Here is a 24,060-nt window from a genome sequence, read left to right on the forward strand (position 1 = left end):
ACAAGAAAAATTGGAGGAACAGTCATGGACCTCGATGATTTGATGCCGCGAAAGAAGCCGAGCGGGGCTGCTATCGGAGACAATCTCGAAACGCTGTCGGTCGCCGAGCTTGAAAAGCGGATCGCGGATCTCAACGCGGAGGTCGCGCGCGTGAACGTGGAGCTCGATCGCAAGCGCCAGCACGAAGCCGCGGCGCGCGCACTTTTCAAATCGTGAAGCAGCTCTGAAGCATCTATTTGAAATGCGCTTTGCGGTGTCCGATTTTGGGATTGGACCAATTTGGCGCAATGTCTCGATTTGCTAACGCTGGAACCGTGCGCGGATGGTTTCACTTAACTGAACTTTAAGCATATCCGGCCATTTTGAGACTCGATCCAGGCCATCTGGATAAAAGCGGTCCCTCTGCCGCTTGTTGACGCCTCACTGTTGACCTTCGAGCCGCTCTTTGAGGGCGGCTCTTTTTTTGCATTGTCCACAGGAGGTTCGCCGGAAGTGGGGATAGATGCCCCGTTTTGGGCATTCTTCTTAACTATGGTGCACTAATGTCAGTTCGTGGTAGCAGTTGCGGACGGGTAAGCGTTTGTATCGTTGAGGGTCATGAGTAACGTATATCGCGTGGACGGCGCGCCTGCGGGCGGCGCCACAACGGTCTCGTTCGGTGAGCGGTTTCAGTCCTCCGAGCAGTTTGACCACATCTTCAAGGAAGGCATGGCGCTCGTTGAGCGCACGGCAAGCTACCTTGATGGACCGGGCCGGAAAGAGGCCAAGGATCTCGTAGGCGGCGTGGGCGTGCTCTATGCCACCGAAAGCATGAGGCTTACAACTCGGCTGCTCGACCTTGCTTCGTGGCTCTTGATCCGTCGCGCGCTGCGTGAGGGTGAGATCACCGACGAAGAGGCTCAGAAGAAGCGCCGCCGCGTGAAGCTGCAGGCTTTCGGCCGGCCGTCGCACGTCAAAGGCTACACCGAGCTTCCGCAAGGTTTGCAGAACCTGATCGAGGAAAGCTTCCAGCTTCACGATCGCATCTCGCAGCTCGATCGCGTGTTGGCGAAGCCTTCCGCTGCCGAGACGCCGCAAGCGGCCGTCAATCCGGTTGCACAGCAGGTGGGCCTGCTCGAGCGCGCGTTTTCAGTGAAATTCAGCTGAATTCAAATTCAGCTACGAACGCAAAAGGCCCGGTCTCGCGACCGGGCCTTTGCTTTTCCAGAGAGTGCGTTCGACGCCTTTGGCGATCAGAACATGCCCTCGAACTTCTTCTTGAAGCGCGACAGGCGGCCGCCACGGTCCATCAACTTCGCGTCGCCGCCGGTCCAGGCCGGATGCGTGTTCGGGTCGATGTCGAGGGTCAGCTTGTCGCCGGCCTTGCCATAGGTCGAATAGGTCGTGAATTCCGTTCCGTCCGTCATCACCACTTTGATCTCGTGGTAATCCGGGTGAAGGTCGGCGTCTTTCTTCATGGCCTTGTGTCCGTCTTGAATGCGATTTTCACGGCGAAGCTCTGGCGAGCCTCGGCCCCGGTTTGTGCAGAGGGGACTGAATTGCCGCGTTCTTTAGCCGAGATAAGCCTGCCGCACAAGGCCAGATAACGGCCTCAAGTCGCGCCTAACCTGAGGAAACTGTAAGCCTTCCAGGCCAAAAAGCGGCCCATTGTCTCTTGAGCCTAGCTGCCCGGTGGGGCATGGTCCGGGCCGGCTTCAGGGTTGAAATATCTTGTTTCCCCAAGCTTTGGACCAAAAAAGGCCGATGAGCAGCGACGTAGCAGATCAGGGCTCGGAACGGGCCCAGCCCGACCATGAAAACACGCGGCAGTCGAAGCGCTTGGCGCTCAAGCCGCTCTTAACGCTGAAGCCGCTGATCCTCAGTCACAAGGGCGCCCTGTGGGGCGCGATCATCGCTCTGGTCGTCTCGGCGATTGCGATGCTTTCGGTGCCGCTTGCTGTCCGCCGGATGATCGACAACGGCTTCGGCGGCAACGATTCAACGCTGATCAACAACTACTTCCTGACGATTATCGCCATCGGCCTCGTCATCGCGGTCGCGAGCCCGGCCCGCTTCTATTTCGTCAACTGGATCGGAGAACGGGTCGTTGCCGACCTTCGAGCCAAGGTCTTTGCGCAGCTCGCGAAGCTCGGCCCCGCCTACTTCGATCTCAATCACTCCGGCGAGATCATGAGCCGGCTGACGGCGGACACCACGCAGATCAAGGCCGTCGCCGGGACGGCGCTCAGTCAGGCGGCGCGCAACGCCATCATGCTGATCGGCGCGCTCGTTATGATGTTCATAACCAGCCCCAATCTGTCGGCGCTGGTGTTCCTCGCCATTCCCATCATCGTTCTTCCCCTCGTCGGATTCGGGCGCGTCGTGCGGCGGTTGTCGCGGCAGGCTCAGGATACGCTCGGCGAGGCTTCGGCTTACGCCTCTGAAAACCTCGGCGCCTACCGGACGATGCAGGCGTACGTGAACGAGAAGACGGTTTCCGATCGCTTCGCGCGCGCCGTCGAGCGGACGTTTGCCGCGGCGCGGCGGCGGATGCTTGCCCGCGCGGCGCTGACCTTCGTCGCTATCTTGCTTACCGTCGTGAGCGTCACGGGTGTGCTTTGGTATGGCGCGTCCGAGGTCGTCGTCGGCGATATGACCGGCGGCCGGCTCGGGCAATTCGTTCTTTACGCACTCTTTGCTGCCGGCGCGCTGGCCGAGCTGTCGGAAGTGTGGGGGGAAATGAGCCAAGCTGCCGGCGCCGCCGAGCGGCTTTCGGAAATGATGGCGACGGTACCCGATATCCGTTCCCCCGAGCATCCGACGCCTTTGCCCGAACCTTCAATTGGCACTATCGCATTTGAGAACGTGAGCTTCGCCTATCCGACGCGCCCCGCCGAGATGGCGCTCGATGGCGTATCGTTTCGCGCGAATTCCGGCGAGACGCTGGCGCTCGTTGGCGCTTCGGGTGCGGGGAAGTCGACGATCTTCAACCTGCTCCTTCGTTTCTACGATCCCAACGAAGGCATCGTTCGCGTCGATGGGGTGAATGTACGGGATGCCGACGTCGCGGCGCTGCGCCGTCAGATCGCGCTCGTGCCGCAAGACGTTGCCCTCTTTGCCGATACGGTCGCGGAGAACATCCGTTACGGAACGCCGGGAGCGACGCTTTCGGAAGTTCGGCGGGCTGCGACAGCGGCCCAGGCGGACGACTTCATTCGCCGCCTTCCGGACGGTTACAATACCAAGCTCGGCGAACGCGGTACTTCGCTTTCGGGCGGCCAACGTCAGCGGATCGCCATTGCACGCGCCATTCTGAAAAACGCGCCGATCCTGCTGCTCGACGAGGCTACGAGCGCGCTCGACGCCGAGAGCGAAGGGGCTGTCCAGCGCGCGCTCGAAGACCTGATGAAGGACCGGACGAGCATCGTCATCGCGCATCGGCTCGCTACGGTTCAGAAGGCCGATCGCATTCTCGTCATGGAGAAGGGGCGGATCGTCGAAGCCGGGACGCATGTCGAGCTTGTCCGCCGGGGCGGGATTTATGCGCATCTCGCCGAGCTTCAATTCGGGCGCGAAGCCGCCGAGTAGGCGGCTCGACGGACGTTCTTTAACGTTTCATTAACATCCGCGTGCTGATGATTGCTGTCATGAAAGCACTGACGGTCATTGTCGTTCTGTTTGGCTGTTTCGCGTACGATATCTCGTACAACAACGCCGAGCTGATCCATTGGCTCGCGGACACGCTCAGACTCTCATAAATCCAAGCTTTTGCTTTGTGGCCGGTCACGCTAGCGGTTCGTGAGTTTCAGCTCGATGCGGCGGTTCTTTTGGAAGGCTTCTTCCGTCAGGCCCGGATCGATCGGCGCAAATTCGCCGTAGCCCGCGGCTACGAGGCGATCAGGCGGGACACCGCGCGATATCAGATATTTGACCACGGACGAGGCGCGTGCGGTCGACAGTTCCCAGTTCGATGGAAATGCCGATCTCGAGATCGGGCGGATGTCGGTGTGGCCGTTGATCTGCAGCGCCCAGTCGATGTCGGGCGGGATTTCCTTTTGAAGCTCCAGGATCGCCGATGCGATCTGATCCATCGCGGCGTCACCCTCCGGCGTCAGCGTCGCCGATCCGGCCGGGAAGAGGACTTCCGATTCAAACACGAAGCGATCGCCGGCGATGCGGATGTCCTTGCGATCTTTCAGTAGTTCTCTGAGGCGGCCGAAGAAGTCCGATCGATAGCGCTTCAGTTCCTGCACCTGCTGTGCGAGCGCGGTGTTCAGGCGGGCGCCGAGGTCCTTGATGGTCTTGTCGCTCTCGGTCGTCTTCTTCTGTGAAGCATCGAGCGCGTCGCTCAGAGCGGCGATCTGCCGGCGCAAGGCGACGAGCTGCTGATTGAGCAGGTCGACCTTCGACAGCGCTTCGGCGGAAATGTTCTTCTGCTTGTCGAGATCGGCGCCGAGTGCCGCGATCCGGCCTTCCGCCGCTTTGGCGCGGTCATCGGCGCCGAGACCTGCGCCAGTCAGTTTCTCATTCTCGGCCTTCACGGACGAGAGGGAGGCTTGCAGGGCCGCCAGATCGTCCTGGGCCGATTGCGATTTGCCTTTCTCGAGCGAAAGCATCGAGGTCAGCTCGCTGATCTGCTGGGTCAGACGCTGGAGGGCGGAGTCTTTTCCCGTTGCCTCTTGGGCCGAGAAGTATTGGGCGATCATGAAGATCGACATCAACAGCGTGACGACGAGAAGCAGTGTCGACAGCACGTCGACGTAGGCAGGCCAGAACTCCCCGTATTCACCGCTGCGACGGGACCGTCCGCGTGCCATGCGCCTTTACACTCCGCGCTTCATGGCGTCGGCAAGGTTGCGCAGCATGGCGGCGACCTCGGCTTGGCTTTGTGCCTGCTCATCGACCCACTCGCGGACGACTTTTTGCTCAGAGCGCATCTGCGTGACGAGTTGGTTGACGCCGCGCGCGAGGTCCCGGACGTCGTCCTGGGGGGCCACGGCTTTTGCGGGCACGGCTGCCTGATCGACGACGCGGTTCGCGAAGTCCTCGAGCGAGCGCTGCATTTCGACAACCGCCGACAGGAGCTGGCGATTGACGTAATCATTCGTATGGGCGCCGGTGCCGGCGGGCGTCAGCTCGGTGATGCCGGACAGCCATTCCTCGAGCTCGTTGTAGAAGCGGTTGTGGGCGTGGCTCGCCTGAAGCTCGAGGAAGCCCAGAACGAGGGAACCCGAAAGGCCTAGCAGCGATGACGAAAACGCGGTGCCCATGCCCTTCAGCGGCGCCGAAAGCCCGGCCTTCAGGTCGCTGAAGAGCTGGACGTTATCGGTCGCTTTGCTGTCCAGCGTGTCGATGGCGGCGCCGACCGACTGGATCGTCTCGAGGAGGCCCCAGAACGTTCCGAGCAGGCCGAGAAAGACGAGCAGGCCGACAAGGTAGCGGCCGGTATCGCGGGCTTCGTCGAGCCTGGAGCCGATCGAATCCATGAACGAGCGCATCGCGGCGGTCGACAGCGAAAGGGTGCCGGTCCGGTCGCGCAGCATCGTCGCCATCGGCGCGAGCAGCACGGGGCGGGCGCTGATCGAGAGGCCGGGGTCGGAAATGCGGAAGGCGTTAACCCAACGGATTTCGGGGTAGAGGCGGAAGACCTGGCGGTAGGCGTAAACGATGCCGAGCGCCAATGCCCCGACAATCAGGCCGTTGAGGCCAGGATTGTTCAGGAACGAGTGCTTCAATTGATCGAACAGAATGGCGGCGAGAAAACCCACCAACGTCAAAAAAATCGTCATGCGCAGCAGGAAGACACCGGGTGGTGTCAACCGCCGTGATACCGGGGCCAGTGCCGAAGCATCGCCCGGGCGGATCTTCGCCATTCGTCCTTGCCTCCGGAACGCCCCGCTGGTCCTGCAGAACCTTAGCGCAAGGCTGTTCCATCGAAAACGGGCAACATCATGCCAAAGTGGCGGCCGCCCCGCGGCTATGCGGCACGATTCAGCCTTTATTGAAGAGGAATGACCCCAAAGCTTTGTGAATGTAGGGGTTAGCAGCGATAATATCGCCAGTTTCCATCATTTTGTCGCTGCCGGCCAAATCGGTGACGAAGGCGCCGGCCTCGCGGGCGATGACGATGCCCGCCGCAACATCCCACGGCTGAAGATTGTGCTCCCAGTAGGCGTCGAACCGCCCGGCTGCGACGAAGGCGAGGTCGAGCGCGGCGGAGCCCGTCCGGCGGATACCCGCGACTTCGTTCATCAAGAGGTCCATCTCTTTCAGGTAGCGCGCCTTGCCTTCGCGGCCACGGTGCGGAATTCCGGTCGTCACGAGGGCATCGCCGAGGCTTTTGCGCGCCGCGACCCGCAGGCGGCGATCGTTCATGTACGCGCCCTTGCCTTTTTCGGCCGTGAAGAGCTCGTCGCTCGCCGGATTGTAAATGACGCCCGCAACGAGCTGGCCTTCGCGCTCAAGGCCGATCGAGACAGCGAACAGCGGGTTCGAATGCAGGAAGTTCGTCGTGCCGTCGAGCGGATCGACGATCCAGCGGTGCGTCTTGTCGGCGCCGACGATCTCGCCCCGTTCTTCCATGAGAAAGCCGTAGGTGCCGCGGGACTTCGACAGCTCCTTGAAGATGATGTCTTCGGCCTTGTGATCGGCGGCGGAGACGAAATTGGCCGGTCCCTTGATCGAGACCTGCAGGTGCTCCACCTCGCCGAAATCGCGGGAGAGGCTGCGTCCCGCCTTGCGTGCGGCCGAGATCATGACGTTGAGTGTCGGCGATACGTTATTCATTTCGTTGATCCGGACGGGCGCAAAAGGGGAGAGCCGGGCTCTAACTGCTCTTCGACCCTGTGGCAAGGCGACTGAAAGGCCAAAGCCTCGTGCCGAAGCCTCGTGAATGGCTACTGGAGTTCGGCCATGCCGGGATCGGCCCCAATACGGTCCGCCCAGGCGGATGCTTCGGCTTCCGCTTTCTGCCGGTCGGCCTTGGGCATGTTCGCAATCCGCGCGTCGAGCTCTTCGTCTTCGAAACCATGCTTTTTGGCGATGAGCCGCCACTTGGCGGCTTCGACCGGATCTTTCTTTACCTTGATGCCGTCGAAATAAATGTAGGCCAAACGATTCTGGGCGCCCGCGATGCCCTTGTCGGCCGCGGCTTTCATCAGAATTGGGATTTTGGGCTCGTCTTTCGTAAGGCCCATGCCTTGGATCAATCTCACGGCGTAATCGTACTGCGCCTCGGGATAGCCCTGCTCGGCGGCTCGGGATAGCCAACGGGCGGCTTCGAGCGCGTCGGCCGCGACGCCCGATCCGGTCTGATAAAGTTCGGAGAGATCGTACTGCGCCTGAGGCAAGCCCTTTTCGGCGGCGTAGCGGATGTGCTGGTAGGCGCGAATGGGGTTTTCGGGTTTGCCATCGCCTTTGAGGAAAAGAAGGCCGAGATTGTAATTGGCTTCGGCGTGGCCGGTCAGCGCCGCCTTTTCGAACAGCTCGGCGGCGGCTTTGCGATCCTTTTTCACGCCGCGGCCTTCGGCGTACGAGATGCCGAGCGCGAACGTGCCCTGCATGTCGCCGAGATCAGACGCGCGCTTGTAGTATTCGAAGGCTTTCTTGTCGTCCTTCTGGACGCCGAGACCTTCCGTGTAGATCCGCGCGATCAGCGTGTTGGCCTGCGCTTCGCCACGCGCGGCTGCTTCTTCCGCAAGCTTGAGCGCCGTCAGGTACTGTCCCTGATCGAAGGCCGTATAGGCCGCGTCGTCGCCGGTCGCCGGCACGGTCGAGGGAATTGTCTTCTGGACTTCGGACGTTCCCTGTTGCGACGGAGGCGCGGATTGCGGCTCCTTCTTTGGAGAGGGTGCGAGCTTCGGCACGGGCGTTTCGGTATCGCGCGAGAACCACGAGCTGCTGTCCGCCAAGAGCGGTGCAGCCGCGCCAAAGCCGGCGAGCGCCAAGACTGTTAGCGGTACGATGAACTTCGTCGCGCGTGCTGTCATCTCGCTGGCTCCGGAGTCCTTATGGCCTCGGAAAATTCGCGAATGCGCGCAACGGCTGCTGCTTCCGTATCCTGTGGCCCGAGGCGAACGGAAACGAAGTCGGCGCCAGCTGCGGCGAGACTATGTGCTGCTTCCGGATCATCGACATCGAAGGCGACCGACGGGATTTCGAATACTTCGCTCCACCACGCGATCAGGTCGAGCTGGCGCTCGGCGGCTTTGGCGCGGTCTTCGACGTGGGGCGGAACGCCAAACGCAATGTAATCGGCACCCGCTTCGGCGACTTCCATCGCATCGTGGCGGCTGCGTCCGGCATCCACTCCGATGACCGTTCCGGCCGGCGCCGATAGCTTCAACGTTTTGAACTGACGGACGATATCGCGCGACCACGGCAGGTGGATGCCGTCGGCACCGAGCATCGTAGCGTCCTCCAGGCTTGAAGTGACGAGGGCCGCGATGTTCCTCTTCTGAGCCTCTGCAACGAGCTTGCGGGCCAGTGCTTCGTCCACAGACGTTCCATCAGTGGGGCGGATAAGAACGCTCGCGATGGTGGCGGCGCCGGACGCCGCGGCGAGCAGGCTCAACGCGTGCGCTGCGGGAGTTCCCGCGTCGATCTCGAAGTCAAGGTAGAGGCTGGTGGCGCTCGACAAGCGATAGGCTCCGGTTCAGGCCCGCTCTTCAAAGCCGATTGCGGCGGAAACAAGAAGCGGGCGGCTTTCAACGTGGATTGGCAAGGTGGTTTGCCAACGTGGTTTGGGGCCCTGGGTTGCAGTAATCGGCGCTATACTCAAGACGATTCGAGTTTTCTCAGTCACAGACGGGTTTTTTCGCCGGAATCCGGGGCTTTGGCAGTTTACCAGTTTGGGGGAACGGGCCAATGTCGCCCCATCTCTGAGTTTCGGCGTTTTTCCGCCAACTTGAGGGCTCACGTAGTGTCGGCAACGCTGGCATCGCCGCGCCTCTCGCCTATCGGAGCCACACGGGGAATGATCACATTTTCTCTTCGCCTTCTGGGCGTCAGCTTGCTGGGTATCGGTTCAATCGGCGTCAATTCGGCTGCAATGGCCGAGCCCCCTGTTCAAATTTCATCAGAGAGCGGAACGACGACGTATTTTCCGCAGTCGAACACAACGACCGGCGCCATTCCCGCTTCGGACGCTGCGAAAGACGCGGCTGCTGCAGCTGCTGCTACAACACCTGAAACGCCTCCGGCTTCGAGACCAACACCTCCGGCGACCGCTGCGGTAACGCCGCCGACCGAAATGCCCGCACCCGCTAGCCCGAGCGTATCCGCGCCGCCTCCATCGGATGCAGCGCCAGCTGCCATCACTCCAGCAGCCACTACTCCCGCCGCTACCACTCCCGACGCGACTCCGGCGCCCGCCGCTGTTGAGCCGGCTGCTGCACCGGCGGATAGCGCCGCCCAGCCGAAGACCGAACCGATCCCCGCTGTTGCGGCTCCCGTCGCGCCGCCCGTCAACCCGATCGTGGCGGCTGCGCGAGCGAAGCTCGGCGACAAGGCGCTCGGAGGGCGGGAAAACATTGCCGTCGACGTTGCAGCGGCGCGCGACTTCTACAATTCGCGGACCGAACCGCTTTGGGTGAACGACAGCGGCTTCACGCATAAAGCCAAGGCTGTCATTTCGACGCTCCGGAGCGCCGACGATTGGGGGCTTGAGCCTTCCGATTTTGTCGTGGCGAACATAGCGAGCGGTGCGAGTGCGGAAGCGCTCGGTGCCGCAGACGTTCAGCTCACGCTTGCCGCTCTGAAATATGCTCGCTTCGCGCGCGGGGGCCGTCTCGATCCTGTGGCGCTGAGCAACATTCTCGACATGAAGCCGCCGGTGAAGGACGCGAAGACCGTCATCAGCGAACTCGCGAGCGTTGCAGAGCCTGACGCTTATCTGCGTGGATTGAATCCGAAGCACGTCGGCTTCGAGCGCCTGCGTCAGGCGCTTCTGAAAGCGCGCGGGCCGAAGCAGGAAGAAGAGCCCGTCGATCCGGCGCTCCTCGTCAAGCTGCCGCAAGGCAAGCAGCTAAAACCCGGCGCGGAAGACGATCAGGTTGCACTCTTGCGCCAGCGCTTGAAGATGCCTGCGGCAAATCCAGAGGACGAGCGCGTCTATGACGACGAACTCGTCGATGCGGTGCGTGGCATTCAGCGCGACAATGGTCTCAAGGCCAACGGCATTTTGAGCGACCGCGTGCGCACGGCTCTGAACAAGGCGGGAGAGCCGAAGCGCGCCGATCCCAAGCAGAACGTCGACCGGCTCATCGCCAATATGGAGCGTTGGCGCTGGCTGCCGGTGGATCTTGGGCCGCTCTACGTGATGAACAACATTCCCGAGTTCACCAGTGAAATCTGGAAGGGCAACCACCTCGAACTCAAACAGAAGATGATTGTTGGCCAGCCGTCTTGGCCGACGCCTGTGCTGGCAGCGAACATGCAGTTCGTGATCTTCAAGCCGAGCTGGGGCATGCCTGACGGCATCAAGTCCAAGGAGCTTCTGCCGCGCCTCAGAAGCGCGTCGGGCGGCGGCACCGGCATCGGTTTCTTCGATCAGCTGTTCGGCGGTGGCGGCGGAAGCGGCGGCGCGCGCGTGCTCGAAGCCTACAAGCTGCAGGTCTACTACAACGGCCGGCCGGTCGATCCGGATTCGGTCAACTGGAGCACTGCCGATATCCGCCAGTACAGCTTCACGCAGCCGCCTGGCGCAGATAATCCGCTTGGCCTCGTGAAATTCCGGTTCCCGAACCGGCACGATGTTTACATGCACGATACGCCCGAGCGCGGCCTGTTCGCCCAAAGCTATCGTGCCTTGAGCCATGGCTGCATGCGCGTCGAGGAGCCACGGCGCACGGCTGAAGTTCTTCTTGCCGAAGACAAGGGTTATTCGCCTGAAAAAGTTGGCCAGCTCTGGGACAGCGGCGCGAGCGTTACGCTTTCAAAGGAAGTGCCGGTCTATCTCGTCTACTTCACGGCTCGCGTCGATGACGATGGACGTCTCTTGAGCTACGCAGACCTCTACGGTCATGACGGGCGGATCATGTCGGCGCTGCGCGGGCGTCCGGTTCGCTATACGGCACCCGAGGCCTTCGATCCGGCTGAAACGAGTGCGCGCGACGGCGTGCCGACCGCGTCCAACGATGCGGGTGGCGCGACAGTTGGTGCCGATGCGGGCTCCGATAGCATGATGGATGCTCCGCCGCCTTCGAAGAAGAACCAGAATCAGAAGAAGAGCGCGTCTGCGAAGCAGCAGAAGCCGCAAGGCAAGAGTACGGGCGGCACCATTCAGGATGCGCTTTCGAACATCTTCCTGAACTAAACCGGTAGTGACCGAGACACAAAAAAAGAGCGGATCGTCGATCCGCTCTTTTTTGTTTGCCAAATTTCGATTGGTGGCGATCAGGCCGCCTTCTCCAGCGTCGCGTTCCATTTGCCGAGAGCGGCAAGGCTATTCATCTTCGCGCGATGCGTGAATGCGCGCTGACCGGCTGCAACGTTTTCCGGCTTGCCGCCCCACGCCTGGATCGCTGCGGCTTGCAGCGCCCGGCCGTAGGAGAACGTCAGCGGCCAGGGCAGCGGACCCGAAGCATTCATGAGCGACAGGTGCTGGGTGGCGGCTTCGTCGGACTGGCCGCCCGACAGGAACGCAATTCCCGGGACGGCTGACGGCACCGTTTCCTTCAGGCACTTGATGGTCTTTTCGGCGACTTCGGCGGGGCTCGCCTGCTTCGCTGATTTCTGCCCGGCGATGACCATGTTCGGTTTCAGTACGATGCCTTCGAGTTGGACACGCGCGTCGTAGAGTTCGCGGAACACCGTGCGGAGCGTCCATTCCGTCACGCGATAGCATTCGTCGATGTCGTGACCCGAATGCGGGCCGTCCATCAGCACCTCAGGCTCGACGATCGGAACGATGCCGGCTTCCTGGGCGAGGGCTGCGTAGCGCGCGAGTGCGTGGGCATTGGCCTTGACGCAGTTCCAGCTCGGCAAGCCATCGGCGATGGTGATGACGCCGCGCCACTTCGCGAAGCGAGCGCCGAGCTTGTGATATTCGGCGAAGCGTTCGCGCAGGCCATCGAGGCCTTCGGTGACGGTCTCGATCTTCGAGGTCGGGCCGGCGAGGGGCTTCGCGCCGACGTCGACCTTGATGCCCGGAATGGATCCGGCCGCCTTCATGATGTCGACGAGCGGCGTGCCGTCCTTCGCCTTCTGCCGGATCGTCTCGTCATAGAGGATGACGCCGGAAACGTAATTCTTCATGCCCTCCGTCGCCCGGAACAACATCTCGCGGTAATCGCGGCGGCTGTCCTCGGTCGAGGCGAGTTTGATCGTGTCGAAGCGCTTTTTGATCGTGCTCGTGCTTTCGTCGGCAGCGAGAATGCCTTTTCCAGGCGCAACCAGAGCGCGGGCGATATCTTCAAGTCTTTCGCTCATTTTTGCCTCCGTAGGCCGCTTTCAAATTGATTACTCATGAAAACGGGCGCCGTTCGCAGCGCCCGTCAGAATTCGGCTAGATCAGCTTCGCCATCGCAACGGCCGTGTCGGCCATGCGGTTCGAAAAACCCCATTCGTTATCGTACCACGTGACGACGCGAACGAAGTTCCCGTCGATCACCTTGGTTTGATCGAGCGCCACCGTCGAGGAAGCCGGGTCGTGATTGAGGTCCATCGAGACCAGCTTGTCGCTCGTAATCGCCAGGATGCCAGCGAGACGGTTCGACTGCGACGCTTCGATGAGGGCGTTATTCACTTCCTCGGCCGTCGTGTTGCGCTTGGCGACGAACTTGAAGTCGACCAGCGAAACGTTCGGCGTCGGCACGCGCATGGACGCGCCGTCGAGCTTGCCGTTCAGCTCGGGGATGACGAGGCCGACGGCTTTGGCGGCGCCGGTCGTCGTCGGGATGATGTTCAGCGCTGCAGCGCGGCCGCGATAGAGGTCCTTGTGCAGGGTGTCGAGCGTCGGCTGGTCACCCGTGTAGGAATGGATCGTCGTCATGAAGCCGTGCTGAAGACCGATCGCATTATGGAGCACGTGGACGACTGGCGCGAGGCAGTTCGTCGTGCACGACGCGTTCGAGACGATCAGATGGTCCTTCGTCAGCTTGTCGTCGTTGACGCCGTAGACGACCGTCAGGTCGGCGTTGTCGGCAGGAGCCGAAACGAGCACGCGCTTCGCGCCCGCGTCGAGGTGCGCCTTTGCCTTGTCTTTCGACGTGAAGATGCCCGTGCACTCGAACGCGATGTCGACGCCGAGGGCTTTGTGAGGAAGCTCAGCCGGATTCTTGATCGCGGTAACCTTGATCGGTCCGCTGCCCGCGTCGATCGTGTCGTCTGAGACCTTTACCGGTTTCGGAAAACGCCCGTGCACGCTGTCGTAACGCAGCAGATGCGCGTTCGTTTCGACGGGGCCGAGATCGTTGATGGCGACGACTTCGATATCCGTGCGTCCACTCTCGATGATTGCGCGCAGCACGTTACGGCCGATGCGGCCGAAACCGTTGATCGCCACCTTCACAGTCATTCTCGGGGGTCCTCCGGGTAAGATTTTATGCTGGGGTTGATGAGATGTAGGTCTCATCTCCGTTATCGCCAGTAATTGCGGGTCTTTAACGTCACTTAATGGGCCGCTGTCAATCATTCAGCTCCGTCGATGGGACGTCCGCGCCTGCAAATCTTTGCGTTCAACGGGGTACAACACGGTCTCGTTTATTGACTGCGTTTACCTTCGCCACGTAACGTAGAGGGCAAGCATAGGTGATAGATGCGTCAATCGTGTCGCCCGAAAGGGCGATTAGAGGCCATGACTGAACGCAACACCGTTAAGATGAAACGCGCGGACGACGTCAAGTCGGCCCGCAAACCGGCTGGCGACGTTGAGTTGCGGTCGGAGAACGCGCGCCTCAGGGCTGAACTCGCGGCCGCGCAGCAACGGATCGCGGAGCTCGAGCAGCGGACTGCGGATGCGCTGAACCGGATTGATTGGGTTCTCGATTCGCTTCATAGTCTGCACGAGAGCGGTTGACTGTGAGCGTCGTTCAAGGGGAGAGCGGCGGAGCTGCCGGATAGAATGGCCGAAGTCCCGTTCACCTTCAATCAACGCACCTATCGCTTCCAGTGCGAAGAGCACGACGCTCAGCGCCTCACCGATATCGTTGATTATTTGAGTTCGAAGCTCGATGCGGTCGTGCGCGAACACGGGGCCATCGGCGACGAGCGATTAATCTTGATGGCAGCATTGATGGTAACCGACGAGCTATTCGACGCGCGGGCGGATGTCGACGAATTGCTCGAAGGCAGCTCGCCGGCTGCCAGATCGGCCGCCATTCGCTCGATCAGGGACGAATCCGGCGAAGAGGCCGACGAGGACCACGAGGACGAAGATCTCGAGCCCGTGCGGCGGCGCGCCAAAGGCTAGTACGGCGTACATCCCTCGTGGCAGCCTCCATAGCAGCGGGAATCGACAGCCAATCCGGCGGTAACCCTGGATTTTTCCCGTCACCTAACTTAAATCAGTCATGCTGCGGGGCTCGTCAGGGACAAATGACCCGGGGGCCTATAAGATCCGCACGGGTGCTGTCCCTGTCCGGAGCCGTGGCTTCGGACACATGGTGCCCACCTACAATCGTAGGGACCACGCGGGATCATGTTCCCAACGGCCTTCGCGGCACTTATTTCGACGGAAAGAGCGTTTGACTGCGGAAGCTATGCCAGACGCAAAGAAAGAGCTGAGGGCCGAAGCGTTTCTTCGGCGTAAAGACGCCTTTGAGCGTCACGGAGCGGAGGCGAGCCGCAAGATTGCGGCTCAGGGCCTCGATTTTCTTGGGATCAAGGCCGATGCGGTCGTCTCGGGTTTCGCCGCTATCCGCGACGAGATCAATCCGGGGCCGCTTATGGCGTGGCTGCAGGCCGAAGGGTTCCGGCTTGCTCTCCCCGTGATGCAAGGCCGTGGGAAGCCCCTTCTGATGCGATCGTGGTCGCCCGGCGACGCCATGGCGCCAGCGGCCTGGGGGATTGCGGAGCCGCTCGAGGATAAGCCGGCCGTCGACCCGGACGTCGTTCTGGTGCCGCTCCTGGCATTCGACGGACGGGGCTACCGGCTCGGCTATGGCGGCGGTTTCTACGACCGGACGCTCAAGCGATTGCGGGCGTTAAAACCGATCGTCGCGGTCGGCATCGCCTACGATGAACAAAGGGTCGACGCGGTGCCGGTCGAAAGCTATGACGAGAAACTCGACTGGGTTCTGACGCCTTCAGGCCCGCAACGTTGCCTCGACCCTTGATCCGGAATCCTTGATGCGTCTTTTGTTTCTCGGCGATATCGTCGGTCGCCCTGGCCGAACGGTGGTTTGCGATGCATTGCCGGGCCTCATCAAACGCTATGGACTGGATTTCGTCGTGATCAACGGCGAAAACTCGGCCGGCGGCTTCGGGATTACAGAGGCGATCCTCAACGATCTCATCGATGCCGGCGCCGATTGCGTGACGCTCGGCAATCATTCGTTCGATCAGAAGGACGCTCTGGTCTTCATCGAGCGTCACGACCGGCTGATCCGTCCTCTCAATTACCCCAAGGGAACGCCGGGCAAGGGTGCGACCTTGCTCAAGGCCAAGAGCGGGGCAGATGTTCTCGTCGTGAACGCCATGGGGCGTGTTTTCATGACCGAGCTCGACTGCCCGTTCCGTGCGGTCGACAATGAGATTACCGCGTGCGCGCTGAAGCACGGCGCGGACGCGATCCTGGTCGACTTTCACGCCGAAGCGACGAGCGAGAAGCAGTCGATGGGCATCTTCCTCGACGGGCGCGTCAGTGTCGTCGTCGGGACGCACACGCACACGCCAACGGCGGACGGCCGCATCCTTTCGAGCGGTACGGCCTATATGTCGGACGCGGGCATGTGCGGTGACTACAACTCGGTGCTCGGCATGGATTCCGAGGAGCCGCTCAACCGGTTTTTGACCCGCATTCCGCGCGGCCGATACGAGCCGGCCACCGGACCCGGAACAATTTCGGGATTTGCGGTCGATATCGATGACAAAACGGGTTTGGCCGTGAACGCCGGGCCTTTGCGCCTCGGCCCGCACCTCGAGATGGCCGTTCCAGCGTTCTGGTCGGACACCTGAAGACGAGCTTGCCGCCGATGTCTTGACCGGGGCGCGGCCGTTGCGCAAAAGACGGGCTTAAGATCAGCGCATATTTCCAAGTCAAGCGAGCACGAGCATGGCCGGCCATTCGCAATTCAAGAACATCATGCACCGCAAGGGCAAGCAGGACGCGATGCGTTCGAAGCTCTTTGCGAAGCTTGCCCGCGAGATCACTGTCGCCGCCAAGTCCGGAACGCCGGATCCCGATATGAATCCGCGGCTGCGCCTCGCCGTTCAGGAAGCGCGGGCCGAGAACATGCCGAAGGATAATATCGAGCGCGCGATCAAGAAGGCGCAGGGCGGCGATCTCGCGAACTACGAGGCGGTGCGCTACGAGGGCTATGCGCCGGGCGGCGTCGCTGTGATCATCGAGGCGTTGACGGACAATCGCAACCGCACGGGTGGCGTGGTGCGCAGTGTGTTCACGAAATACAACGGCAACCTCGGTGCGACGGGCGCGGTCAGCCATATGTTCAATCATGTCGGCGAGATCACGTACAAGGCAGCAGCGGGCTCGGCCGAAACCGTTCTCGAAGCTGCGATCGATGCCGGAGCCGACGACGTCGTGTCGGACGCAAATGGTCACGTCATTGCTTGCGGGTTCGAGACATTGGGCACTGTTGCCGCCGAACTCGAGAAGAAGCTCGGCCAAGCTCAAAGCGTCAAAGCGATCTGGAAGCCTAACCTCACGACGCCGGTCGAGGAGGACAACGCTCAATCCATCATGAAATTGCTGGCGGCGCTCGAAGACGATGACGACGTGCAGAACGTCTTCGCCAACTTCGAAATTTCCGACGACGTCATGAAGAAGCTGACGGCGGCTTGACGGAAACGCGATCGTCCGCTGCCGCTATTCTCCGGGATAGAATATTCCGAACACTGCATAGACAAGTCCGGCAATGAGCATCAACAGGCCGACGATGCCGGCGAGTTGGGCCATGGCGTTCCGGAAATTCGCGGCCGCTCGCTTCTTCGCCGGGCTTTGCGCCCCGGCCGGGACCTTCGCCGGAGGATTTTTCAAAAGTTTGTTAATGGCAGCTTCAGTCGTGGCGGCGGCGATTTCGCCTGCCGCGCTGTTGCGCCGGGACCACCGAAATAACCAGAAACCGGCAAGGATCAGCAGTAAACCCGCCACAATCCAGTGCGGATGAGAAAATGTCGGGTCCATGACGTCCTCATCAAGTCGGATTGGTTACGAAGGATGCTGGTCAATCGGCAACACTTAAGCCGAAATCGCGTGTTCTGACGAGGCCCCTGGAGGGTTCCGAGGGGTATCGCGGATCGCGTCAAAGGCATTATGATTGGGCAGCATACTGCGTACGGGGGAATGAATGGCGGCGGACGGACCATCGGGGGGAAGGGGCCGTGTTCGCGTCGGGCTTGTCGTTGTCCATGGCGTCGGTGAGACCGAGCCTGGTTATTGCGTCAACGCCGTTCTCGATACTCTCGCTCAGACGCGGCCGGGCTACAGCGTTTCGCCCGCCAACGAATACAACCGGATGGCCGAGCCCGAGATCGGGACGCCGGCGCCGGTATTTCCCGTCATTCGCCGGGGCGCGGCGCACACCAGCGGCATCGAGATCGAGGCGGTTGAACTGCACTGGGCCGATCTGACGACGGTTCAGGAAGGCCGCGTGAACACGCTGCTGCAGCTCTTCCGCGTCATCTTCGAATCTCATCACCTCGTGGACGCGATGCTCGACCGGTCACGGGATGCGATCTCGTGGCTTCTCAGGAAAATACTCTGGATCGCCGGCTGGCTCATTCGCGGCCCGAGTGCGGCGCTGACGATCGTGACGTCGGTGATCTGTGGTCTTTTTCTTTTCGAGCCCGCAACTCTGACGACCGACGTCGTGGACGTGAGATCGCAGGTGCTGATCGTCACTGCGATGATGTTCGTCGGATCGCTCTACGTCTTCTACAAGATTACGCGGCAACAGGATTACTCTTGGTACGACACCGTGTTCTGGCTCGCCATCGCGGCGCTCGCGGTTTTTGTGCTGACGTTTTACGACGTGCTGTTGCCGCTGCTTAAAATCGTTCCTGATCTCGAGATTGGTCCGGAACGCGGAGCTGGCGTGCATGCGGTGGATTGCGCAATCGCCGGGTCGTCGGCGGCGGCTTGCTACATCAACGGACTTTACAAAGTCATCATCTGGGGCTGGCGCATCTGGGGCGGCGTGATGCTGTTCGCCACGGCGTTGCTCGGCCTCGCTTATTTGCGTGCGCTGAAGACGGGAGATCACTCGCGCTTGGCGACCGTCTCGACGAGCATCGCCATTTTGATCATGCAATTCCTGCTCTGGACGACGGTCGTCGTCAGCGCGATCTATCCGATCCTCAATCGCGCCGAGACGATCACGACACTCAAGGAAGCAAAGCCGTTCATCGAGCGCGCGATCGAGGCGCATCAAATCGACAGGACCAGCGCGGTCGCGAAGCTCGTGCAGGTTCCCAATATCGAACTCGACTGGATCGGCCGCTTCAAATTCATCTTTGCGGCTGCCGCGCTGACCGTGATGCTGTTCATCATCGGCGGCGGCATTCTGATCGAACTCAGGCATTTGCGGGCACGACGAGGGCTTTCCGATCTCGAGCACACGGCGCGGAACATGCCGAGGCTCCTGTTCAATCCCTTTCTGGTCGCGCTGCTGATCGTGGCGTTCATCGTCGTCATGGCGCTGGTGTTCGTGCAGCCCTATCTCGACAGCAACCACGTCTTCGTGACGCTGCGCAGCTACATTCTTCCGGTCGCGGCTGTCGTTGCGCTGGCGCTTCCGTTCTTCTTCGGGCGGCGCATTGCGAACGTCGTCAACGTCGCGCGCGATCTCATCGACCACCATTATCAGCCGCGGCAGGAGACGGCCGCGTACTTCATCCCGTCAGCATTTCGCTCGCGTTTTCGCCATTTGCGGCGCGAGCGACTCCAGGGGCGGCTCAACCTCGTTCTCGAACATTTCGTGCAGAACCAGGGATACGACGGCGTCATCTTCCTGGCGCACAGCCAGGGCTCGGTCATCGTGTATGATTTCCTGCGTGATAACGGCCCGCATTACGCGCGACTGGGCGACGCTTCGCCGGCGCTGCTGACGTTCGGCTCGCCGCTCGGCACGCTCTATCAAAAATATTTCCATGAGTACTCGGCATCGAAGGGGGCACCGCTCGGCATCGCCGCGAGCCTGAAATGCTGGATCAATCTTTATCGTGTCGACGATTACATCGGCGGGCGCATCAACCCGCCGCCGGGGCTTCGCGTCGACAATCATGTGATGGGGATTGGAGGCCACACCGGCTACTGGACTGAGCCCGCCGTTGCCGAGGCCCTCGACGCCATTCTGACGGGCAAGGTTGCCGACGCGACGAAGCCGCCGCCGCTGCCGCCGCCACCTATGACGCCTTCGGCGCCCTATGCGGTTCGTGCTATGCGGAGAGCATGAATGGACGAACGATTCGCATTATCGGCATCGACCCCGGCTTGCGGCGGACGGGATGGGGCATCGTCGAAAGCGACGGCGTCCGGCTCGGGTACGTCGCGTCCGGCGTCATCACGCCCCCGAAGGACGACGATCTCGCCTATCGGCTTTCCGCGCTTTTCGATGCCGTGACGAGCGTCATCCAGAGCTTCAGCCCGTCGGAAGCCGCGGTCGAAGAGACCTTCGTCAACGAGAACCCGCGTTCGACGTTGAAGCTCGGACAGGCGCGCGGCGCCGTTCTGCTCGCTCCCGCGCGGCTCGGATTGCGCGTCGCCGAATACACTCCGAATTTGATCAAGAAGTCGGTGACCGGCGCGGGACACGCTGAAAAGCAACAGATCCAGGCGATGATCGGCTTTCTCCTGCCGAAGGCGACGTTCGGATGCGCGGATGAAGCCGATGCGCTGGCGATCGCCATCACGCACGCGCATCACCGCGTCAGCCGGCAGCGCCTGGCGGCCGTTGCAACCAAGGTCGCTTCCACATGATCGGCAAGCTCAAAGGCAAGGTCGACGCTGTCGGCGAAAGCTATGTCCTCATCGATGTCAACGGCGTCGGCTACGAAGTGCAGGCGTCGTCGCGGACGCTGCGCAATTTGAAGCCGGGCGACGACGTGGCGCTGACGATCGATACGCACGTGCGCGAGGATGCGATCCGGCTTTTCGGGTTTCAGAGCGAGTTCGAGCGGAGCTGGTTCCGGACGCTGCAGTCGATCCAGGGTGTCGGCGCGAAAGTCGCGTTGAGCGTTCTCGGCATCATGTCGCCGCAGGATCTCGCGAGCGCGGTGGCGCTCGGCAACTGGGCCGCGGTCGAAGAGGCGCCGGGCGTCGGCAAGAAGCTCGCTTTGCGCATCGTCGCCGAATTGAAGGACAAGGCGCCGGGGCTGGCGATCGGAGGCCATGCCATCCCGGCGGCCGGCCATGCGACGCTGCAGCCGAATGGCTCCTCCGCGGGATTGGCCTTCTCGGAAGCCCTCTCGGCGCTGACCAATCTCGGCTACAACCCGGCCCAGGCCAGTGCCGCGGTCGCCATTGCTTCGAAAGAGCTTGGAGATGCGGCGGATACGGCTGGGCTCATCAAGCGTAGTCTCAAGGAACTGGCTCGCTAGAGCGCGCGCGCGCCCCGCAAAATCTTCATCGGAACAGTTCGCTAATTATGAGAAACATTACTTTGAGCAACACACAACGCGCGCTCTGGATGGTGCTGATCACCTCGCTGGCGGTTCCGTTCTTTGCGGGCATCATCGATCTCGGGCTGATGCTTCTCAGCCCGGCAACCGATTTCCTGCTGCCTTCGCGTGGCGGCGAAGGCCTTGGCAAGGCCGGGATCGACGCGTTCGTCTGGAGCGCTTTTCCGGCGACGGTTTCGGCGCTGGGCTTAACGCCGTTCGTTTTGCAGAACGGCACTTACGGCTGGCTCGAGGCGGCGGTTGCGGGTGTTCTCGGGTTCATGGCGGCGGCAATCATTTTCCCGTTGGACGCGAGTGCGGGCGTGCCTTTCCTGGCGTTCGTCGCGGGTCTTCTCTTCATCGGCATGCGGGCGCTGCTGATGACGATCGGCATTCTCAAACACTGAAATCGGGCTTCAGACGTCAGCCGGTCGACTTGACGGCGCTGGCGAATAGCCTCACGAACAAACCATGACCGACAGGCTCGTCAGCAGCGCGCGAAAAGACGTCGACGCCTTCGAGGCGACGATACGTCCGCAATCGCTCGACGAATTCGTCGGGCAGGAGCAGGCGCGCGCCAACCTTCGGGTTTTCATCAAGGCGGCGCGCGGGCGGGGCGACGCGCTCGACCATGTGCTCTTTGCCGGTCCTCCGGGTCTCGGCAAGACGACGCTGGCGCAGATCCTTTCGAAGGAACTCGGCGTCGGATTTCGGGCAACGTCGGGGCCGGTGATCTCGAAGGCTGGCGATCTCGCGGCGCTCCTGACCAATCTCGAAGAGCGCGACGTGCTCTTCATCGACGAAATCCACCGGCTCAATCCGGCTGTCGAAGAAATACTCTATCCGGCCATGGAGGATTTCCAGCTCGATCTGATGATCGGCGAGGGGCCGGCGGCGCGGTCGGTGCGCATCGATCTGCCGAAATTCACGCTCGTCGGCGCGACGACGCGGGCGGGACTGCTGACCAATCCGTTGCGGGATCGCTTCGGGATTCCCGTCCGCCTCAACTTCTATTCGATTGCGGAACTCGAACTGGTCGTCGGCCGCGGTGCGCGCGTGCTCGGCGCGCAGATGTCTCCCGACGGCGCGCGTGAAATCGCCAAACGCTCGCGGGGCACGCCGCGGATCGCCGGGCGTCTTCTTCGCCGCGTTCGCGATTTCGCGTCGGTCGAAGGGGCGGTCGTCATCAACGCCGAGGTCGCCGACCGGGCGCTGACGATGCTCGAGGTCGATGGCGAGGGGCTGGACGCGCTCGATCACCGCTATCTCGGGTGCATCCTTCACAACTACGAAGGCGGGCCGGTCGGTATCGAAACGCTGGCCGCGGCGCTTTCCGAGCCTCGGGATGCGCTTGAGGAGATCGTGGAGCCCTTTCTTCTGCAGCAAGGGTTCATCGGCCGCACCCCCCGCGGGCGGGTTTTGACGCTCAAGGCTTATCGCCATCTTGGGGTTAACGGGCCCGCGCGCGCGGCCACGCCGGAACTGCCTATTTTTGAGGACGACGAGGACGGGACTTAACGCCGCTCTCGCCCGTCTTGGCCCGCTTTGGGGTGGCGAAGTTCACGGATTCGACAGCATTCTCAGGCCAGGATGAGGGAAGGCTTCGTCCTTCCGCTGCACGGTTCGAGGGAAAACGGGTTTGATCAGTCGCCGCGATTTGCTGAAGTTGACTGGCGTGGCCGGGGTCGGCTCGACGGCGCTCAGCGGTTACGCGCTCGCCGAAGCCTTCCGCGAAAGAGTGACTTCGTACAACTTGACGCCTCCCAACTGGACGCCGGGTCTCAAGCTGAAGTTTGCGGTGCTCGCGGACCTTCACGTTTGCGAACCCTGGATGTCGGTCGAGCGTCTCGAAGTCATCGTCGAGCAGACGAACAGCCTCGGTGCGGACGCCATACTGCTGCTCGGGGATTACGTCGTCGGTCATCGGCTCGGGAAATATTCGGGGGCCGTGAGCAGTGGCGCTTGGGCGACCGTTCTCAGTAAGCTCAAGGCGCCGCTTGGCGTCCATGCGGTTCTCGGCAACCACGACTGGTGGGAATCGCGCGACGTGCAGAAAAAACGCGCGGGCCCGACGCCTGCCGGATTGGCGCTGCAAGTGGTCGGCATTCCGGTCTACGAGAACAATGCCGTGCGCCTCGAGAAGGATGGGCAAGCTTTCTGGCTCGCTGGTCTCGGCGATCAATGGGCGTTCTGGCCGCGAAACGAAGAATACGACGAGTTCGTGCAAGGGGGCAAAATCGCCTATCACGGCGTCGATGATCTTCCGGCGACGCTCCGGCAGGTGACGGACAGCGCTCCGGTGATCCTGATGGCGCATGAGCCAGATATCTTTCCGAAGGTTTCTAACCGGGTTTCCTTGACGATCGCCGGTCACACGCATGGCGGCCAGGTTCGGATATTCGGATATGCGCCCATCGTGCCGTCGCGTTTTGGATCACGTTATGCGTACGGTCACATCGTCGAGGACAAGCGGCACATGATCGTCTCGGGCGGTCTTGGGTGCTCGTCGTTGCCGATCAGATTCGGCTCTCCGCCCGAAATCGTCGTCATTGAGCTTGGCGGGTCCGAAGGGGGCGAAGTTTGACCCGCGAGCAGTGGCCCGATCTTGCCGGGCGCATCGTTCGCGATGCGGGCGGTCAGCGGCACATTCTTCCCGTTCGCGTCTATTTCGAGGACACCGACGCAGGCGGCCTCGTCTATCACGCCTCGTACGTGCGCTTCGCGGAACGCGGCCGCACCGATTTTCTGCGCCTTCTCGGCACCGACGCCCGGCGTTTGATCGACGGTTCCGAGAGCACCGAACCCGCGGCCTTCGTCGTTCGGCGGATGAGCTTCGACTTCGCGCGTCCCGGACGCATGGACGATCTCCTGGAGGTCGAAACGCGCGTCAAGGAGCTTGGCGCGGCCAGCGTAACGCTCGATCAGACGATCAGTCGCGATGGCATGCGTCTCGTTTCGGCCGAGGTCGTCGTGGTGCTCGTGTCGATTTCAGGGAAGCCGCTCCGCTTGAGCGACGCTGTGCGCGAAGCCTTCCAAGCGCATGCGGCGGGGGCGAAAAATTCCCGGACGTAAGTCTCGGCGCGCAATATTTCGCCGGCGCCATCAAAGCGCGTCCACACGCCGATTGACATTCGTGACCCCGGTCGTCATGGCTCATCATGAGGTAAATGGCCGCGTTTTTCGTGGATAAACACGACGATGCGTCATTGCCATCGGCTACATCAAGCCCTCGTTTCGTCATATTGGGCGTCAAAAGCTCTGGATGCGAATGAGTGTGGTGGGCGATGGCGCTTGCTGCCGGGG

General features: G+C 61.7%; 25 protein-coding genes and 1 other RNA gene. 17 read left to right on the top strand and 9 right to left on the bottom strand.

The features are described from left to right. The first annotated feature begins 24 nt into the window (after nucleotides 1-24). Together BM399_RS04115 and rcdA are read left to right on the top strand one after the other, a co-directional pair. Nucleotides 25-216 (top strand): DUF1192 domain-containing protein, encoded by a 192-nt coding sequence (locus tag BM399_RS04115; protein ID WP_092864561.1) that lies wholly within the window; start codon nucleotides 25-27, stop codon nucleotides 214-216. Nucleotides 217-597: 381 nt separating this feature from the next. After that, nucleotides 598-1,146 carry a protease adaptor protein RcdA gene (gene rcdA, locus BM399_RS04120; protein WP_092864564.1) on the top strand — a complete coding sequence of 183 codons (549 nt, stop codon included), beginning with the start codon at nucleotides 598-600 and terminating at the stop codon, nucleotides 1,144-1,146. Nucleotides 1,147-1,232: 86 nt separating this feature from the next. On the opposite strand, the gene rpmE is transcribed toward rcdA, so the two are convergent. After that, nucleotides 1,233-1,457, bottom strand: a complete 225-nt coding sequence (rpmE, locus tag BM399_RS04125) for a 50S ribosomal protein L31 (RefSeq protein WP_092864567.1) — start codon at nucleotides 1,455-1,457, stop codon at nucleotides 1,233-1,235. Between the two features lie 286 nt (nucleotides 1,458-1,743). On the opposite strand from rpmE, the gene BM399_RS04130 reads away from it, so the two are divergent. Next, the gene (locus BM399_RS04130) at nucleotides 1,744-3,567 is read left to right on the top strand and encodes an ABC transporter transmembrane domain-containing protein (RefSeq protein ID WP_092864570.1); all 1,824 of its coding nucleotides are present in this window, start codon (nucleotides 1,744-1,746) and stop codon (nucleotides 3,565-3,567) included. Between the two features lie 200 nt (nucleotides 3,568-3,767). Here the strand turns inward: BM399_RS04130 and BM399_RS04135 are convergent, their stop codons facing one another. From BM399_RS04135 to BM399_RS04155, 5 genes are all read right to left on the bottom strand, one after another. Then, the gene (locus BM399_RS04135; protein ID WP_092864573.1) at nucleotides 3,768-4,796 is read right to left on the bottom strand and encodes a peptidoglycan -binding protein; all 1,029 of its coding nucleotides are present in this window, start codon (nucleotides 4,794-4,796) and stop codon (nucleotides 3,768-3,770) included. 6 nt (nucleotides 4,797-4,802) lie between these two features. Then, nucleotides 4,803-5,852, bottom strand: a complete 1,050-nt coding sequence (locus BM399_RS04140) for a flagellar motor protein MotA (RefSeq protein ID WP_092864576.1) — start codon at nucleotides 5,850-5,852, stop codon at nucleotides 4,803-4,805. A 118-nt stretch (nucleotides 5,853-5,970) separates the two neighbouring features. Further along, the gene (locus tag BM399_RS04145; protein ID WP_092864579.1) at nucleotides 5,971-6,765 is read right to left on the bottom strand and encodes an inositol monophosphatase family protein; all 795 of its coding nucleotides are present in this window, start codon (nucleotides 6,763-6,765) and stop codon (nucleotides 5,971-5,973) included. A 110-nt stretch (nucleotides 6,766-6,875) separates the two neighbouring features. Continuing rightward, nucleotides 6,876-7,967: an SEL1-like repeat protein gene (locus BM399_RS04150; RefSeq protein ID WP_092864581.1), complete on the bottom strand. Its 1,092-nt coding sequence runs from the start codon at nucleotides 7,965-7,967 to the stop codon at nucleotides 6,876-6,878. Continuing rightward, complete coding sequence (locus tag BM399_RS04155) at nucleotides 7,964-8,617, bottom strand: thiamine phosphate synthase (protein ID WP_092864584.1); 654 nt, start codon at nucleotides 8,615-8,617, stop codon at nucleotides 7,964-7,966. The genes BM399_RS04150 and BM399_RS04155 overlap by 4 nt, the downstream gene beginning before the upstream one ends. A 336-nt stretch (nucleotides 8,618-8,953) precedes the next feature. Here BM399_RS04155 and BM399_RS04160 point away from each other — a divergent pair, with 336 nt between their 5' ends. Then, nucleotides 8,954-11,293: a L,D-transpeptidase family protein gene (locus tag BM399_RS04160; protein ID WP_092864587.1), complete on the top strand. Its 2,340-nt coding sequence runs from the start codon at nucleotides 8,954-8,956 to the stop codon at nucleotides 11,291-11,293. Between the two features lie 80 nt (nucleotides 11,294-11,373). Here BM399_RS04160 and BM399_RS04165 read toward each other — a convergent pair whose 3' ends face one another. Together BM399_RS04165 and gap are read right to left on the bottom strand one after the other, a co-directional pair. After that, nucleotides 11,374-12,408: a class I fructose-bisphosphate aldolase gene (locus tag BM399_RS04165; RefSeq protein WP_092864590.1), complete on the bottom strand. Its 1,035-nt coding sequence runs from the start codon at nucleotides 12,406-12,408 to the stop codon at nucleotides 11,374-11,376. A gap of 76 nt (nucleotides 12,409-12,484) precedes the next feature. Next, complete coding sequence (gap, locus tag BM399_RS04170; RefSeq protein ID WP_092864593.1) at nucleotides 12,485-13,495, bottom strand: type I glyceraldehyde-3-phosphate dehydrogenase; 1,011 nt, start codon at nucleotides 13,493-13,495, stop codon at nucleotides 12,485-12,487. 279 nt (nucleotides 13,496-13,774) lie between these two features. Between gap and BM399_RS04175 the strand changes: the two genes are divergently transcribed. From BM399_RS04175 to BM399_RS04200, 6 genes are all read left to right on the top strand, one after another. Beyond that, nucleotides 13,775-13,996, top strand: a complete 222-nt coding sequence (locus BM399_RS04175; RefSeq protein ID WP_092864596.1) for a hypothetical protein — start codon at nucleotides 13,775-13,777, stop codon at nucleotides 13,994-13,996. 45 nt (nucleotides 13,997-14,041) lie between these two features. After that, nucleotides 14,042-14,389, top strand: a complete 348-nt coding sequence (locus BM399_RS04180) for a cell division protein ZapA (protein WP_092864599.1) — start codon at nucleotides 14,042-14,044, stop codon at nucleotides 14,387-14,389. A 97-nt stretch (nucleotides 14,390-14,486) separates the two neighbouring features. After that, a non-coding RNA gene (gene ssrS, locus BM399_RS04185) (6S RNA) lies at nucleotides 14,487-14,646 on the top strand. Between the two features lie 32 nt (nucleotides 14,647-14,678). Then, nucleotides 14,679-15,254, top strand: coding sequence for a 5-formyltetrahydrofolate cyclo-ligase (locus BM399_RS04190; RefSeq protein WP_092864601.1), 576 nt, complete (start codon nucleotides 14,679-14,681; stop codon nucleotides 15,252-15,254). 13 nt (nucleotides 15,255-15,267) lie between these two features. After that, on the top strand, nucleotides 15,268-16,095 hold the full coding sequence (locus BM399_RS04195; RefSeq protein ID WP_092864604.1) for a TIGR00282 family metallophosphoesterase: 828 nt from the start codon (nucleotides 15,268-15,270) through the stop codon (nucleotides 16,093-16,095). 97 nt (nucleotides 16,096-16,192) lie between these two features. After that, nucleotides 16,193-16,942, top strand: a complete 750-nt coding sequence (locus BM399_RS04200; RefSeq protein WP_092864607.1) for a YebC/PmpR family DNA-binding transcriptional regulator — start codon at nucleotides 16,193-16,195, stop codon at nucleotides 16,940-16,942. Between the two features lie 24 nt (nucleotides 16,943-16,966). On the opposite strand, the gene BM399_RS04205 is transcribed toward BM399_RS04200, so the two are convergent. Further along, nucleotides 16,967-17,284, bottom strand: coding sequence for a hypothetical protein (locus BM399_RS04205; protein ID WP_092864610.1), 318 nt, complete (start codon nucleotides 17,282-17,284; stop codon nucleotides 16,967-16,969). Between the two features lie 163 nt (nucleotides 17,285-17,447). Between BM399_RS04205 and BM399_RS04210 the strand changes: the two genes are divergently transcribed. From BM399_RS04210 to BM399_RS04240, 7 genes are all read left to right on the top strand, one after another. Then, entirely contained in the window at nucleotides 17,448-19,553 is a 2,106-nt protein-coding gene (locus tag BM399_RS04210; RefSeq protein ID WP_092864613.1) for a hypothetical protein, read from the top strand. Next, a complete protein-coding gene (ruvC, locus tag BM399_RS04215; RefSeq protein WP_092864616.1) occupies nucleotides 19,550-20,077 on the top strand; it encodes a crossover junction endodeoxyribonuclease RuvC in 528 nt (175 codons plus the stop codon). The genes BM399_RS04210 and ruvC overlap by 4 nt, the downstream gene beginning before the upstream one ends. Then, a complete protein-coding gene (gene ruvA, locus BM399_RS04220) occupies nucleotides 20,074-20,697 on the top strand; it encodes a Holliday junction branch migration protein RuvA (protein WP_092864619.1) in 624 nt (207 codons plus the stop codon). The genes ruvC and ruvA overlap by 4 nt, the downstream gene beginning before the upstream one ends. A gap of 62 nt (nucleotides 20,698-20,759) precedes the next feature. Then, complete coding sequence (locus tag BM399_RS04225; RefSeq protein ID WP_244531057.1) at nucleotides 20,760-21,164, top strand: hypothetical protein; 405 nt, start codon at nucleotides 20,760-20,762, stop codon at nucleotides 21,162-21,164. 64 nt (nucleotides 21,165-21,228) lie between these two features. Next, nucleotides 21,229-22,275, top strand: a complete 1,047-nt coding sequence (gene ruvB, locus BM399_RS04230; RefSeq protein WP_092864626.1) for a Holliday junction branch migration DNA helicase RuvB — start codon at nucleotides 21,229-21,231, stop codon at nucleotides 22,273-22,275. 121 nt (nucleotides 22,276-22,396) lie between these two features. After that, on the top strand, nucleotides 22,397-23,341 hold the full coding sequence (locus BM399_RS04235; RefSeq protein WP_092864629.1) for a metallophosphoesterase: 945 nt from the start codon (nucleotides 22,397-22,399) through the stop codon (nucleotides 23,339-23,341). Further along, nucleotides 23,338-23,829: a YbgC/FadM family acyl-CoA thioesterase gene (locus tag BM399_RS04240; RefSeq protein ID WP_092864632.1), complete on the top strand. Its 492-nt coding sequence runs from the start codon at nucleotides 23,338-23,340 to the stop codon at nucleotides 23,827-23,829. Before BM399_RS04235 ends, BM399_RS04240 begins: the two co-directional genes overlap by 4 nt. Nucleotides 23,830-24,060: the final 231 nt, after the last annotated feature.

It is taken from the genome of Hyphomicrobium facile, from assembly GCF_900116175.1.
GTDB classification, from domain to species: Bacteria; Pseudomonadota; Alphaproteobacteria; order Rhizobiales; family Hyphomicrobiaceae; genus Hyphomicrobium_B; species Hyphomicrobium_B facile.